General features: G+C 63.4%; 11 protein-coding genes and 1 riboswitch. Of the genes, 8 read left to right on the forward strand and 3 right to left on the reverse strand.

Annotation, left to right across the window (positions count from 1 at the left end; translation table 11 throughout):
- The first annotated feature begins 1 nt into the window (after position 1).
- The 3 genes from NKH67_RS02920 to NKH67_RS02930 all read left to right on the forward strand — a co-directional run bounded on the left by NKH67_RS02920 (position 2) and on the right by NKH67_RS02930 (position 2,477).
- The gene (locus NKH67_RS02920) at positions 2-679 is read left to right on the forward strand and encodes a DUF1345 domain-containing protein (protein ID WP_352500832.1); all 678 of its coding nucleotides are present in this window, start codon (positions 2-4) and stop codon (positions 677-679) included.
- Between the two features lie 105 nt (positions 680-784).
- Positions 785-1,666 (forward strand): cytochrome b/b6 domain-containing protein, encoded by an 882-nt coding sequence (locus tag NKH67_RS02925; protein WP_352500833.1) that lies wholly within the window; start codon positions 785-787, stop codon positions 1,664-1,666.
- A gap of 1 nt (position 1,667) precedes the next feature.
- The gene (locus tag NKH67_RS02930) at positions 1,668-2,477 is read left to right on the forward strand and encodes a molybdopterin-binding protein (RefSeq protein WP_352500834.1); all 810 of its coding nucleotides are present in this window, start codon (positions 1,668-1,670) and stop codon (positions 2,475-2,477) included.
- A gap of 23 nt (positions 2,478-2,500) precedes the next feature.
- Here the strand turns inward: NKH67_RS02930 and NKH67_RS02935 are convergent, their stop codons facing one another.
- Positions 2,501-3,103 carry a DUF3011 domain-containing protein gene (locus NKH67_RS02935; protein WP_352500835.1) on the reverse strand — a complete coding sequence of 201 codons (603 nt, stop codon included), beginning with the start codon at positions 3,101-3,103 and terminating at the stop codon, positions 2,501-2,503.
- 98 nt (positions 3,104-3,201) lie between these two features.
- Between NKH67_RS02935 and NKH67_RS02940 the strand changes: the two genes are divergently transcribed.
- Positions 3,202-4,017, forward strand: coding sequence for a transporter substrate-binding domain-containing protein (locus NKH67_RS02940; RefSeq protein ID WP_353030270.1), 816 nt, complete (start codon positions 3,202-3,204; stop codon positions 4,015-4,017).
- 12 nt (positions 4,018-4,029) lie between these two features.
- Here NKH67_RS02940 and NKH67_RS02945 read toward each other — a convergent pair whose 3' ends face one another.
- The gene (locus NKH67_RS02945) at positions 4,030-5,028 is read right to left on the reverse strand and encodes a hypothetical protein (RefSeq protein WP_352451341.1); all 999 of its coding nucleotides are present in this window, start codon (positions 5,026-5,028) and stop codon (positions 4,030-4,032) included.
- Positions 5,029-5,231: 203 nt separating this feature from the next.
- A riboswitch (glycine riboswitch) is annotated at positions 5,232-5,318 on the forward strand.
- A 148-nt stretch (positions 5,319-5,466) separates the two neighbouring features.
- Between NKH67_RS02945 and gcvT the strand changes: the two genes are divergently transcribed.
- From gcvT to gcvP, 3 genes are read left to right on the forward strand one after another with little or no spacing between them, the layout of a single operon-like run.
- Positions 5,467-6,585: a glycine cleavage system aminomethyltransferase GcvT gene (gene gcvT / locus NKH67_RS02950; protein ID WP_352500837.1), complete on the forward strand. Its 1,119-nt coding sequence runs from the start codon at positions 5,467-5,469 to the stop codon at positions 6,583-6,585.
- Between the two features lie 5 nt (positions 6,586-6,590).
- Positions 6,591-6,959 (forward strand): glycine cleavage system protein GcvH, encoded by a 369-nt coding sequence (gene gcvH, locus NKH67_RS02955; protein ID WP_352492743.1) that lies wholly within the window; start codon positions 6,591-6,593, stop codon positions 6,957-6,959.
- 16 nt (positions 6,960-6,975) lie between these two features.
- Complete coding sequence (gene gcvP, locus NKH67_RS02960; protein WP_352500838.1) at positions 6,976-9,786, forward strand: aminomethyl-transferring glycine dehydrogenase; 2,811 nt, start codon at positions 6,976-6,978, stop codon at positions 9,784-9,786.
- Positions 9,787-9,858: 72 nt separating this feature from the next.
- Here the strand turns inward: gcvP and NKH67_RS02965 are convergent, their stop codons facing one another.
- Positions 9,859-11,028 (reverse strand): GGDEF domain-containing protein, encoded by a 1,170-nt coding sequence (locus NKH67_RS02965; protein ID WP_352500839.1) that lies wholly within the window; start codon positions 11,026-11,028, stop codon positions 9,859-9,861.
- A 272-nt stretch (positions 11,029-11,300) separates the two neighbouring features.
- On the opposite strand from NKH67_RS02965, the gene parE reads away from it, so the two are divergent.
- Entirely contained in the window at positions 11,301-13,352 is a 2,052-nt protein-coding gene (parE, locus tag NKH67_RS02970) for a DNA topoisomerase IV subunit B (protein ID WP_352500840.1), read from the forward strand.
- Positions 13,353-13,364: the final 12 nt, after the last annotated feature.

Raw genomic sequence — 13,364 nt, forward strand, 5'->3', positions numbered from 1 at the left:
CATGGCGACTGGTACCCCGACCAAGATGCCCATGCGACGCCACACGCCGTTCGCGGTGTCGGCCTGCATCGGCGTGGCAGCCTTTGGCGCCGCGCTGGTCTGGCGTGCGCCGCTTGCCTATTCGATCGGCGCCAATGTGTTCTTTGCCGCCTATCTCGTTCTTGTCATCGCCCACATGCCGCGGCTTACCGGCAGCTATCTGCGAAAGAATGCAGGCGACACGGACCTGCCGGTACTGGCCATCTTCGCGGTCACGCTGATTGTCGTCGCTATTGCCATCATTTCGTTGTTTCAATTGATCAACAGAGAGAAGAGCGCGGACACCGTCGAGCTTACGGTGGCGCTGCTGTCTATCCCGCTTGGCTGGTTGACCATCCATGCCATGGCCGCACTTCACTACGCGCATATCTACTGGTTGGATGGCGATGTGATGGATGGCGACACAAAAAAGAAAATTCCGGTCGGCGGCCTCGACTTCCCGGGCGGCAAGCGGCCGGAAGGCTCGGATTTCCTCTATTTCGCCACGGTGATCGGCATGACGGCGCAAACCGCCGACACCAACATCACGACCTCGCAAATGCGCCGGGTCGTGCTTGTGCATTCGATCCTGTCGTTCTTCTTCAACACGGTCATCGTGGCAGCCGCGGTCAACCTCGCCGTCAGCCTCGGCAGTCCGTAATAAATCCGTGATCGGGTGAAACATCGCTTAGGCTGGCGACGTATTGGGAGGAGAAGAGATCTGACGAGGCCATGCGGAACCGCTTGGCAGGGAGGCACGGAAAACATGGAATCAGTTGCCAGAGGCGAAGCCAGCACCGAGGCAGATAGCGCTGCTTCGACGGATGCGACGCTGATCTATCGCCAGTCGCGCTGGACGCGGCTGACGCATTGGCTGTGGGCGATCGCGCTGTTCTTCATGCTGCTTTCCGGCCTGCAGATCTTCAACGCCCGCCCGCAGCTCTATATCGGCAAGGAGTCGGGTTTTGGCTACAACAACACCGTCTTCGCCATTGGCGCCGAGAATACGGCGACTGGCCCGCGCGGCTATACCGAAATCTTCGGCAAGCGCTTCGATACCACTGGCGTGCTCGGCTGGTCGGGTCCGGCCGGCCAGGAGACCTCCCGTGCCTTCCCGTCCTGGGCGACGATCCCTTCCTACTACGATCTCGGCACAGCGCGCGTCGTTCATTTCTTCTTCGCCTGGGTGCTGACCACCACGCTGGTGGTCTGGCTGGTCGCCAGCCTAATCAACGGCCATTTGCGCCGCGATCTTGCCCCGCGCCTCGATGATTTCAGGCGCCTGCCGCGAGACATTGTCGAGCACGCCAAGCTCAGGTTCCATCACACGCGCGACTACAACACGCTGCAGAAGATGGCCTATGGCGGCGTGCTGTTCGTGCTGCTGCCGCTGATGATCATCACCGGCCTTGCCATGTCGCCGAGCATGGATTCGGTGCTGCCGCTCCTGAATGATCTGCTCGGTGGCCGGCAGACGGCGCGCACCATTCATTTCACGGTGATGCTGCTGCTCGTCGCCTTCTTCATTATCCACATCCTGATGATCCTGGCCGCCGGCCCGATCAACGAGCTGCGCTCGATCATCACCGGGTGGTACCGAACCGACCCGCCGGCGTCTGGCGACAAAGCGCCAGAGAGGAGTGCCTGACATGGCGAAATTCGAGATCAGCCCCAAGCTACAGATAAGCCGAAGAAAGTTCCTGGCCTCGGCCAGCCTCGGCCTTTCCGGCATCATGCTGTCGGGCTGCGACGCCTTCGACAGCCAGCTGGGCGTCGGCGACAGCCTGCGCAGCTTCCTCGAAAGCGCCAATGGCCTGACCTGGCGGGCGCAGCGACTGCTTGCCGGCGCTGATGCGCTGGCGCCGGAGTTCACCGAGGCCGACATTCGCCAGCCGCAGCGGCCGAACGGCGTCACCGCACCGGACGACGATTTCTACAAGGGCCTGCTCGCCAGCGATTTCGCCGACTGGCGGCTCGAGGTTTCAGGCCTCGTCGAAAAACCGCTGTCGCTGAGCCGCGAGCAGCTGATGAACATGCCGAGCCGCACCCAGATCACCCGCCACGACTGCGTCGAAGGCTGGAGCTGCATTGCCAAATGGACCGGCACGCCGCTGTCGCTGGTGCTCGACCAGGCTGTGGTCAAGCCGCAGGCGCGCTACGTCATGTTCCACTGCCTCGATACGATCGACCGCAGCCTGGCCGGCGACATCAAATATTACGGCTCGATCGACCTGGTCGATGCCCGCCATCCGCAGACGATCCTTGCCTATGGCCTCAACGGCAAGCCATTGCCGGTCGAGAACGGCGCGCCGCTGCGCGTCCGCGTCGAGCGCCAGCTCGGCTACAAGATGCCGAAATACCTCTACAAGATCGAGCTGGTCGACGGCTTCGCCAATATCGGCGGCGGCAGAGGCGGCTATTGGGAGGACAATGGCTACGACTGGTACGGCGGCATCTGACCGAAACCTGACCCAAGCTTCATCTAACTGTCGTCGTCGCTGTCGTCGCCGTCGCTGCGCAGGGCCGGATTCAGGTCAGGATTGTCGTCAGGGGTGACAAGCTTGCCCAGCCCGTGCGGTCCCTGGTAGTTGCCGTGGGTATCGAAGTTGGGGTTGCCCTGATTGTCGAATTGCGGCGTCGGATCGATCGATTGGTCGTAACGGCGCGGGCGCGGCTTCGGATAGTAATTATCGGAATGATGGCGATGCGAATTGCCGTTGTCGAGAATGGCGCCTACCACGCCGCCGACGATAATGGCTGCGGCGACGTCGCCAGCAGAGGGATTGCGGTTGGGGCCGGCGACGGCGAATTCGGCCGAGCAACCATTGTCGACCCAGATGCCGCCGCCGTCATAGCCCCAGCTTCTACCGTATACGCAACGCGCCTTCGACAGCCTGGAGGTCAACTGCACGCCGCGGCGCGTATCGATCCCGCAATAGGAATAGCGGTAGTCGGCGCTGGAGCAGACCACGCGTTTTGCCCCCGCAGCCTGCGCTGCCGCCGGCAGCAGCGAAAGCTTCGCCGGATTGCCCAGGAGGCAAACCAGGAACATCATCGAACCGGTAACCGCCATCCGTGCCGACATCGCAACTCTCCATCAGGGTCCGCTATCGACAGAATGGCACCTCTGTGTAAATCTGACAACCGGACGGGCTCAGCGAGGTTATATTAATGAGCGCTAAGATGATCGCCACAACTATACTTGCCCTTTCTGCCTGGTTGGCTTTGTCGCTGCTGCCAGCCCGGGCGGACGACAGTCTCAAGCGCATCATCGACCAGAAGACACTGACGATCGGCGTGGCGCTCAACCCGCCATGGATCCTCAAGAAGGCCGACGGGAAGTTCGCCGGCTATGACGTCGACCTGACCAGTGCGCTGGCGTCTGATCTCGGCGTCGACCTGAAGCTGGTCGAGGTGCCCTGGAACGACCTCAAGACAAGACTGCTCAAGGGTGATTTCGACATGATCGCGGCGGGCTACGCAAGCACGCCGGAACGCGCACGCGAGGTGGTGTTCTCCAACCAGACCGGCACCGCCGATATCCGCATGGTTGCGACGATCGCCAGTCTTGGGAAAAGGCCGGGCAAGGCAGTGGCGGCGCCGGGATACAAGATCGCCGTGCTGTCCAATTCCACCGATGAAGCCGCCGCGAAGGAAGCTTTTCCCAAGGCGACTATCCTGTCTTTCGACAATACCTCAGATGTTTTCGCCGCGATCATCGGCGGCGACGCACAGGCGATGGTCGCGACGTCGCCGACGCCGCAGATGGCCGCCAGGCTCTATGACGCGAAGTTGACGATGGTGGGCGGCCCGCTGTTGCGGACGCCGGAAGCGTTTGCGATGCGCCCGGACGATGTCCGCCTCATCCAATACGTCAACAACTGGATCGGCGCGCGCACCGCCGACGGCACCATAGGCGGCGTGCGCCGCTACTGGTTCGGCAGCTTCAAATGGATGTCGCGCTTCGAGACAGCTAAGTCCGAGCCCGCCAAGCAATAGGGTCGCGACCTGTTATGCAACCTTGTCGATCAGCGGCTTGAGCGCCGGATGGATTTCCGGCGAGGCGTGCTTGATCAGCGTCAGCAGCGCGCGCTCGTTCTCATGCAGCGGCCGGTCGCCGATGTGTTCAGCGAGCCATTTGGCCTCGCCGGCATCGACCGTCTCGGCGCGGCGGGCCAGAGCCTCGGCTGCCTTGTTCTTGGACTCCCACTCGGCTTCGATATCGCCGGGTGAGCGATAGGCTTCCATGATGCCGGACAGGCCGCCCGATACCATGCGGCTGAAGAACCCGCCGATCTCCGGATCGGCCTGCTCGAAGAACGAATCCCGGCGCAGCGCCACGTCGCGCACCGGCGGTTCGTAGCCGGCCGAACACATGACGAAATTGGCGATCGCCTTGACGAACAGATCGTTCCAGGACGGATCGTTGTCGCCCGCCGCTGTCCGCTCGTTGATCTCGAACAGCACCTCGGCCTCGGCGCGGCTGATGGCGATGTTGCCATCGCCGCCGTAGGCGTAAAGGATGCGGCGCAACAGCTCGACCTCAGCCTTGGCAATCGACCCAGGGATAAGCCTGCCGCCGGTCATCAGCGGCCCCTTGCCGTCCACGACCGCATGAGCGACCTGCTCCAGCGCATAGCTGGAAAGCGTGCTCGGCGATGATTTGGCAACTTCCAGCACATGCACCAGCAGCTCGAGTTCGGTCTGGCTGTCGACCATGCCGTCGCGCGAAATCGTCCGGATCAGCCAGTCGGCATTGTCTTGCGAAACATAGCCCGCCGGCTTTTCCTGGTGGACGATGAAATCGGTGACGGCCTCGACGAAAAACTCAAGCCATTCTGCGCATTTGTCCCTCGCCGTTGCATCCAGCGCAAACAGCGCCTCGGCCTCGCCGCGCGTTACCACGCCGTCGCCGAACACTTCGCCGCGCAGCATGACCACGTCTTCCGCCGTGATCCGATTTTTCGAGGTCAGCCCGGCCACCGGCGCGCTCATGATCAATTCGCCCATTTTGTTCCCCGCCCGCCGCCGGTAATTGCCGGCCCTTATGCGGTATATCGGCAAGGTCTTGAGAAACCGGCAAGCGGCGTGGTTAGCGAAGGCTTGCCTGTAAAGAAGGCCCGCAGAAGACTTGGCGTAAAAATGTCGCCGGCAGGTGACAAGGTGTCGTCCACGGGCTATGGATGACGAGTCGAGGGCTCCTGACCGAGTCCTACCTGTTTGTGGGAGAGAGCAGCGAGAGCTGCCGCCGAAGGGGAAATCGCCCGAAATCTCTCAGGCAAAAGAACCGTAGACGGGAAAGACACTCTGGAAAGTCGGGGCTTGCCCCCGCGCCGAAGGTGTAAGCGCTGCCGACAGAGTTACGGGGCGCGAGTCTCTCAGGCTTCAGACAGAGGGGCACGGACTGGTCGCCATTCGCGGCCGCTTGCGTGCGACTCTGGAGATGACATGACGGGCGACGATACCAAACACCTTCCCCTCGAAGATCTGCACATGGCAGCTGGTGCGCGCTTTGGCGCCTTCGCCGGCTGGTCGATGCCGCTGACCTATCCGGCCGGCGTGATGAAGGAGCACCTGCACAGCCGTGAGCATGCCGGCCTGTTCGACATCTCGCACATGAAGCTGTTCGAAATCAGCGGCCCGGGCGCAGCAGCGCTTCTGAACCGCGCCTGCCCGTTCGATGCCGGCGCGCTTGAGGTTTCCCAGTCCAAATACACGTTCTTCCTAAATGAGGCGGCCGGCATTCTGGACGATCTGATCGTCACCAGGCTCGGCGCCGAGCGCTTCATGATGGTCGCCAATGCCGGCAACGCCGCCGCCGACGAAAAGCATCTGCGCGCACTGGCCAAAAATTTCGATGCAGAGGGCGATTTCGATGTAAAGGTGGATGCGCTCGACCGCGTCTTCCTGGCCATACAGGGTCCCGAGGCGTGGGCTGCCCTTTCCCGCGCCGGCATCGAGACCGGTTCGCTGGTGTTCATGCACGGCATCGAGCCGCGCGAAAAATGGTTCATGAGCCGGTCCGGCTATACAGGCGAAGACGGCTTCGAGATCGGCCTGCCGGAAGCGGATGCAAGAAACCTCGTCGCCAGGCTGCTCGAGGACGAGCGGGTGATGTGGGTCGGCCTTGCCGCCCGCGACAGCCTGCGGCTCGAAGCCGGGCTGTGCCTGCACGGGCTGGACATCACGCCGGAGATTGATCCGGCCAGTGCCGGGCTGATGTGGGCCATCCCCAAGGAGGTTCGCGCCTCTGGCGCCTTCATCGGCGCCGATGCGCTGCGCGCCATCCTGGAGCGCGGCCCGGCGCAAAAACGCGTCGGCCTGAAGCCGGAAGGGCGCCAGCCGGTGCGCGCCGGTGCTGCCCTTTTCGATGCTGACGGCAACCCTGCCGGCCATGTCACCTCAGGCGGCTTCGGCCCCTCGGCCGGTCATCCGGTCGCGATGGGCTACGTCCAGACGCCGCTTGCCAAATCCGGCGCAAAACTGTTCGCCGACGTTCGCGGGACGAAAATCCCGGTCGACATCCACCCCTTGCCCTTCACGCCCCATCGCTACCGCAAAGGATGATTTCAATGGCAAAGACCTATTTCACCGAAGATCACGAATGGCTGCGCGTCGAGGGCGGCATCGCCACGGTCGGCATCACCGATTACGCGCAGCAGCAGCTCGGCGATCTCGTCTTCGTCGAACTGCCGGAGCCGGGGAAGAAGCTGGCCAAGGGCGACACCGCGGTGGTGGTCGAATCGGTCAAGGCCGCATCGGATGTCTACGCGCCCGTCGACGGCGAGATCACCGAGGCCAACACGTCGCTGTCATCGGATCCTTCACTCGTCAATTCGGCGGCAACCGGCGACGGCTGGTTGTGGAAGATGAAGCTGGCCAATGAGAGCCAACTCGACGGACTCCTCGATGAAGCCGCTTACAAAGCCCATATTGGTTGATAGCAGGACCAGGAAGATGACCGCAGCACCCTACCCCTTCTCGGCTCGCCATATCGGCCCGGGCCTCCATGACGTCAGAGCCATGCTGGCGACGATCGGCGTTCCTTCGGTCGAGACCCTGATTAGCCAGGCAGTGCCGAAGTCGATCCGGCTCGACCGGCCGCTGGCCCTGCCCGCGCCCGCAACCGAAGCGGAAGCGCTGGCCGAGCTCGCGGCGACGATGGCAAAGAACACGGTGCTGAAGAGCTTCATCGGTGCCGGGTATCATGGCGTCCACGTGCCGCCGGTGATCCAGCGCAACCTGTTCGAGAACCCGGCCTGGTATACGGCTTACACGCCTTACCAAGCCGAGATCAGTCAGGGCCGGCTGGAAATGCTGTTCAACTTCCAGACGCTGGTGACGGAACTGACCGGCCTGCCGGTGGCATCGGCCTCGCTGCTCGACGAGGCGACGGCGGTGGCCGAAGCTGTCGGCATCGCGCTGCGCCACCATCGCGACAAGCGCACCAAGGTGGCACTGGCCGGCACGCCGCACCCGCAGACGCTGGACGTCGTGCGCACCCGTGCCGAGCCGCTTGGCATCGAGGTCGACGGCGAGGTGATCGACGACAACACCGCCGCCCTGCTGGTCTCCTGGCCCGATACGTTCGGCGTCTACGGCAATCACAAGGCAGCAATCGACAAGGCCCGCGCGGCCGGCGCGCTGGTCGTCTTCATCGCCGACCCGCTTGGCCTGACGCTGACCGATGCGCCGGCCAGGCTTGGCGCCGACATCGCCGTCGGCCCGATGCAGCGTTTTGGTGTGCCGATGGGCTTTGGCGGGCCGCACGCCGCCTATTGCGCCGTCTCCGACAGGCTGACACGGCTGATGCCCGGCCGGCTCGTTGGCCAGTCGACGGATAGCAAGGGCCGTCCCGGTTATCGCCTCGCTTTGCAGACACGCGAGCAGCATATCCGCCGCGACAAGGCGACGTCCAACATCTGCACCGCGCAGGCGCTGCTCGCCAACATGGCGACGGCCTATGCGATCTGGCATGGCCCTGCCGGGCTGCAGGCGATTGCCGGCCGCGTGCACACGCTGGCCAACCGCCTGGCTGCCGGCCTCAAGGCAGCGGGCGTTTCGGTACTCGGCGAAAGCGGCTTCGACACTGTGACCGTGGAAGTGAAAGGCAAAGCCGGCGCCATCGCCGCCGCCGCCGAGAAGACCGGTCGGCTGCTGCGCGTCATCGACGCCGACCATGTCGGCATCAGCTTCGACGAGACCTCCACCGAAGCCGATCTGGAGGCGATCGCAGCACTTTTCGGCGCCAAGGCCGGCGTTGCCGCCGGCAGTTCCATGCCAGGAAAACCGCGCGGCAACGAGTTTCTCACCCAGCCCGTCTTCCGCGAAAACCACTCGGAAACCGACATGATGCGCTTCCTGCGCCGGCTGTCCGACAAGGACCTGGCGCTTGACCGCGCCATGATCCCGCTCGGCTCCTGCACCATGAAGCTCAACGCCGCCGCCGAAATGATGCCGGTGAGCTGGCCTGATGTCGCCAACCTGCATCCCTTCGCCCCGGCTGACCATTCGACCGGCTATCGCGCCATGATCGACGAGCTGGAAGGCTGGCTGGCGGAGATCACCGGCTTCGACGCGGTGACCCTGCAGCCCAATGCCGGCAGCCAGGGCGAATATGCCGGGCTGCTCGCCATTCGCGGCTACCACCGCTCACGCGGCGAAGGCCATCGCACCGTCTGCCTGATCCCGTCCTCGGCGCATGGCACCAATCCGGCAAGTGCTGCCATGGCCGGCATGAGCGTCGTCGTCGTGCGCTGCACCGAGGACGGGAATATCGATACGGCCGACCTGCAGGCCAAGGCGGCCGAGCATGCGCACAACCTTGCGGCGCTGATGTTCACCTATCCTTCGACGCATGGCGTCTTCGAGGAAGGCGCGCGCGATCTCTGTGCCCTCGTCCACAGCCATGGCGGCCAGGTCTATTTCGACGGCGCCAACCTCAACGCGCTGGTCGGCCTCGCCCGTCCCGGCGATATCGGCGCCGATGTCTGCCACATGAACCTGCACAAGACCTTCTGCATCCCGCATGGCGGCGGCGGCCCCGGCGTCGGCCCGATCGGCGTCAAGGCGCATTTGAAGCCATATCTGCCCGGCCACGTCACCGAAGGCTCGGCCCATGCCGTGGCGGCGGCACCGTTCGGCAGTGCCTCCATCCTGCCGATCACCTGGATGTATATCCGCATGATGGGCGCTTCCGGCCTGAAGCAGGCGACCGAGACGGCGATCATCTCCGCCAACTATGTGGCGACGCGGCTTGGCGAGCATTTCCCACTGCTTTACAAAGGGCGCAACGGACGCGTCGCGCATGAATGCATCCTCGACACCCGCGTGCTCAAGGACAGCGCCGGCATCAGCGTCGACGATATCGCCAAGCGGCTGATCGACTATGGCTTCCACGCGCCGACCATGTCGTTCCCGGTGGCCGGCACGCTGATGGTCGAGCCGACCGAGTCCGAGCCCAAGCGCGAGCTGGATCGTTTCTGCGAGGCGATGATCGCCATAGCCGGCGAGGCAGCCAAGGTGGCGAAGGGCGAATGGCCGTTGGGCGACAATCCTCTGGTCAACGCGCCGCACACCGCCGCCGAGGCATTGGCCGGCCAGTGGACCCATCCCTATTCGCGTCTGGAGGCAGCCTATCCAGCCGGCGATGCCGACACCGCAGCAAAGTACTGGCCGCCGGTGTCACGCATCGACAATGTCGCCGGCGACCGCAACCTTGTCTGCTCCTGCCCGCCGCTGTCGGAATATCTGGGTGCGGCGGAATAGATCATGATCCCGAAAAGTGGAATCCGGTTTTCGGACAAGATCATGGGTCTAACAAGAAGATAGAAACCTCAATCAGGCAGAACGCAAGGCCGGCCCGTCGGCCTTGCTCGCCCGGTCCCGGACGACGACGCGATTTCGCCCGGCGCGCTTTGCCGCATAGAGTGCTGCGTCGGCTTCGGCCAGCACATCGTCGAGACCGGTGCCGTTTGTTCCGCCAAAGCCGATGCCGCCGCTGACTGTGCTTCGCAACGGACCGAGTTGGGTGGCCACGACTTCCGTGCCGAAGGCGACGCTGATCTTGCTCGCAATGTCATAGGCCTTCTCTTCCGTCATCCGCGACATGACGAGCACGAATTCCTCGCCGCCCAACCGGAAGGCGTCGACGCCGGTCCGGGCGTATTTCCTGATGACGGCGGCAAAGCGGCACAGAACCTGGTCGCCGACCGGGTGACCGAATACGTCGTTCGTCCTCTTGAAATGGTCAAGGTCGAACATGGCAACGGACATGAACGGACCGAAGACCCGCTCGCCGTAGAGTGCCGTCAACGCCCGCCGATTCATCAGCCCGGTCAATGGATCGGTCATCGTCTCGGCCTTCAGTTCGATCTGCGCCTGCAAATGGTGCAGGGAGAGCGTCAATGCGCCGAGCCCGGTCATGCAGGCGACGGCCACGACGGAATTCACCCGCTCGGCCCAATTGTCCGGTGCTACACCGAGCACCCATTGGCCCGTGACCAGCAGGACCGCGCCGCAAAGTCCGAACGACAGGGCACAGACGCCGCTCAGGAACGAGACGACCAGCAATATCCGGCGATCGTGACCACCCTCAATCCAGAACATCGCCCCGATGAGCGAGAGCAGCGCCGTTACCGTCGCGTAGGTGACAATAAAGCCGACACCATCAAACCCGAGATACGTCGCGCCCGCGCAAACGGCCATCGCAACCAAGGTCGGCAAGATGGCTCGCCTGTAGTCGCCTATGCCGAGGTATTGCATGGCCGACAGGCAGATGATCAGGAAGCCGAGGCTGAGCAGCGCAAGCACGATCTGGCAAAGCCAGGCGCTTGGATCCCTGGTGTAATGCCAGAACAACACCACATGTGCGACGAGCACGAGAATGCCACACGCCACCGTCAGCACAAAGCGTGCCTGTGGCGCGCTGAACCAGATGGCAAACATGGTGATGCTAAGGCACGTGCCCGACAGCGCCGCCGCGAGCAGGAGCGAACTGTAATCCAACATGCTTAAGCGACTGCCTCTTGAGGGTTCCGCTGCATTCTAGGTCAGCGACAGTCCGCAAATACCGCCTTTTAGCCAATCTTCCGGCGTAACCTTCGGACAGGGTTTACAAAACGTCGATGCTCCACCTTCGACCCCATTTCCGCCGCTTGGCTGTCGAATGGTTTTGCAGTAAGAGGCCCTATCCTCGAACGTAACAGGAACCACCGTCGCCTGCCCGCCAAAAGCGTGGCAGTATCGGGTGGTGATTCGCAGCATCGGAATCCAGGACCGGCATGGACGACAATAACGATCTTTTCGCCAAATTGGACAAGCAGCCGCAACCGGCTCGCGCCGCCGCGCGCCCGGCCGACCCGCTGGTGCAGGCGGCGAAGCGGCCGGCGCCCCGCGACGCCAGCGAGAGCTATAGTGCCGCCGACATCGAAGTGCTGGAGGGGCTGGAACCGGTGCGCCGCCGCCCGGGCATGTACATTGGCGGCACCGACGACAAGGCGATGCACCATCTGTTCGCCGAGGTCATCGACAATTCGATGGACGAGGCGGTCGCCGGCCATGCGACCTTCATCGATGTCGAGCTTTCCGCCGACGGATACCTGTCCGTCACCGACAACGGCCGCGGCATTCCGGTCGATCCGCACCCGAAATTCAAGAAGCCGGCGCTCGAACTCATCATGACGACGCTGCATTCAGGCGGCAAGTTCGACAGCAAGGTTTACGAGACGTCCGGCGGCCTGCACGGTGTCGGCGTTTCCGTGGTCAACGCGCTGTCCGACCATCTCGAGGTCGAGGTGGCGCTGGGAAGGAAACTTTATCGGCAAAAGTTCTCGCGCGGCATTCCTGTGACCGGCCTGGAGCAGCTCGGGGAGGTGCACAACCGCCGCGGCACGAAGATCCGCTTCCATCCAGACGAGCAGATTTTCGGCAAGGGCGCTGCTTTCGAGCCGACGCGGCTCTACCGCATGGCGCGGTCAAAGGCTTATCTGTTCGGCGGTGTCGAAATCCGCTGGACCTGCGACCCGTCGCTGATCAGGGAAAAGGACACGACGCCGGCCAAGGCAGAATTCCATTTTCCGGGCGGCCTCAAGGATTATCTGAAAGCCTCGCTCGGCGACGAATTCCAGGTGACCCGTGAAATGTTTGCCGGTAAGAGCGAGAAGCAGGGTGGCCACGGTTCGCTCGAATGGGCGGTGACCTGGTTCGGCGGCGACGGTTTTGTCAATTCCTATTGCAACACCATTCCGACCGCCGAAGGCGGCACGCATGAGGCCGGCTTCCGCAACGTCCTGACGCGCGGCTTGCGCGCTTATGCCGACCTGGTCGGCAACAAGCGCGCCTCGATCGTCACTTCCGAGGATGTGATGATCTCGGCGGCGGGCATGCTGTCGGTGTTCATCCGCGAACCGGAATTCGTCGGCCAGACCAAGGACAGGCTGGCGACGATCGAGGCGATCCGCATCGTCGAAAGCGCCATCCGCGACCCGTTCGACCACTGGCTGGCCGACAATCCGCAGGAGGCTTCGAAACTGCTCGAATGGGTGATCGCGCGCGCCGACGAGCGGGTGCGCCGCCGCCAGGAAAAGGAAGTGTCGCGCAAGAGTGCGGTGCGCAAGCTGCGCCTGCCCGGCAAGCTCGCCGACTGCACGCAGAATGCCGCCGCCGGTGCCGAGTTGTTCATCGTCGAGGGCGATTCGGCCGGCGGTTCGGCAAAGCAGGCGCGCGACCGCGCCAGCCAGGCGGTGCTGCCGCTGCGCGGCAAGATCCTCAACGTCGCCAGCGCCGGCAACGACAAGCTTGCCGCCAACCAGCAGATATCCGACCTCATCCAGGCGCTTGGTTGCGGCACGCGCTCGAGATATCGCGACGAGGACCTGCGTTACGACCGGGTCATCATCATGACCGATGCCGACGTCGACGGCGCCCATATCGCCTCGTTGCTGATCACCTTTTTCTACCAGGAGATGCCGAGCCTGGTCCGCGGCGGCCATCTCTATCTGGCGGTGCCGCCGCTTTATTCGATCCGGCAAGGCGGCAAGGTCGCCTATGCCCGCAACGATGCGCACAAGGACGAACTCCTGCGCACCGAATTCACCGGGCGCGGCAAGGTCGAAATCGGCCGCTTCAAGGGGCTGGGCGAAATGATGGCTGCCCAGCTCAAGGAAACCACCATGGACCCGAAAAAGCGCACGCTGCTCAGGGTCGACGTTATCGATGCCGAGGCGGCGACCAAGGATGCGGTCGACGCATTGATGGGGACCAAGCCCGAGGCCCGTTTCCGCTTCATCCAGGAACGCGCGGAATTCGCCGAGACGGAAGTGCTGGATATCTGAGCTCCCGCCGCT

It is taken from the genome of Mesorhizobium sp. M0968, from assembly GCF_040319065.1.
Taxonomy (GTDB): domain Bacteria; phylum Pseudomonadota; class Alphaproteobacteria; order Rhizobiales; family Rhizobiaceae; genus Mesorhizobium.

Excerpts from the sequence above, each read along its gene's own strand:
- NKH67_RS02935 (WP_352500835.1), bottom strand. The coding sequence starts at position 3,103 with ATGTCGGCACGGATGGCGGTTACCGGTTCGATGATGTTCCTGGTTTGC.
- NKH67_RS02925 (WP_352500833.1), top strand. The coding sequence starts at position 785 with ATGGAATCAGTTGCCAGAGGCGAAGCCAGCACCGAGGCAGATAGCGCT.
- NKH67_RS02965 (WP_352500839.1), bottom strand. The coding sequence starts at position 11,028 with ATGTTGGATTACAGTTCGCTCCTGCTCGCGGCGGCGCTGTCGGGCACG.
- NKH67_RS02920 (WP_352500832.1), top strand. The coding sequence starts at position 2 with ATGGCGACTGGTACCCCGACCAAGATGCCCATGCGACGCCACACGCCG.
- NKH67_RS02930 (WP_352500834.1), top strand. The coding sequence starts at position 1,668 with ATGGCGAAATTCGAGATCAGCCCCAAGCTACAGATAAGCCGAAGAAAG.
- NKH67_RS02945 (WP_352451341.1), bottom strand. The coding sequence starts at position 5,028 with ATGGGCGAATTGATCATGAGCGCGCCGGTGGCCGGGCTGACCTCGAAA.
- parE (WP_352500840.1), top strand. The coding sequence starts at position 11,301 with ATGGACGACAATAACGATCTTTTCGCCAAATTGGACAAGCAGCCGCAA.
- gcvP (WP_352500838.1), top strand. The coding sequence starts at position 6,976 with ATGACCGCAGCACCCTACCCCTTCTCGGCTCGCCATATCGGCCCGGGC.
- gcvT (WP_352500837.1), top strand. The coding sequence starts at position 5,467 with ATGACGGGCGACGATACCAAACACCTTCCCCTCGAAGATCTGCACATG.
- gcvH (WP_352492743.1), top strand. The coding sequence starts at position 6,591 with ATGGCAAAGACCTATTTCACCGAAGATCACGAATGGCTGCGCGTCGAG.
- NKH67_RS02940 (WP_353030270.1), top strand. The coding sequence starts at position 3,202 with ATGATCGCCACAACTATACTTGCCCTTTCTGCCTGGTTGGCTTTGTCG.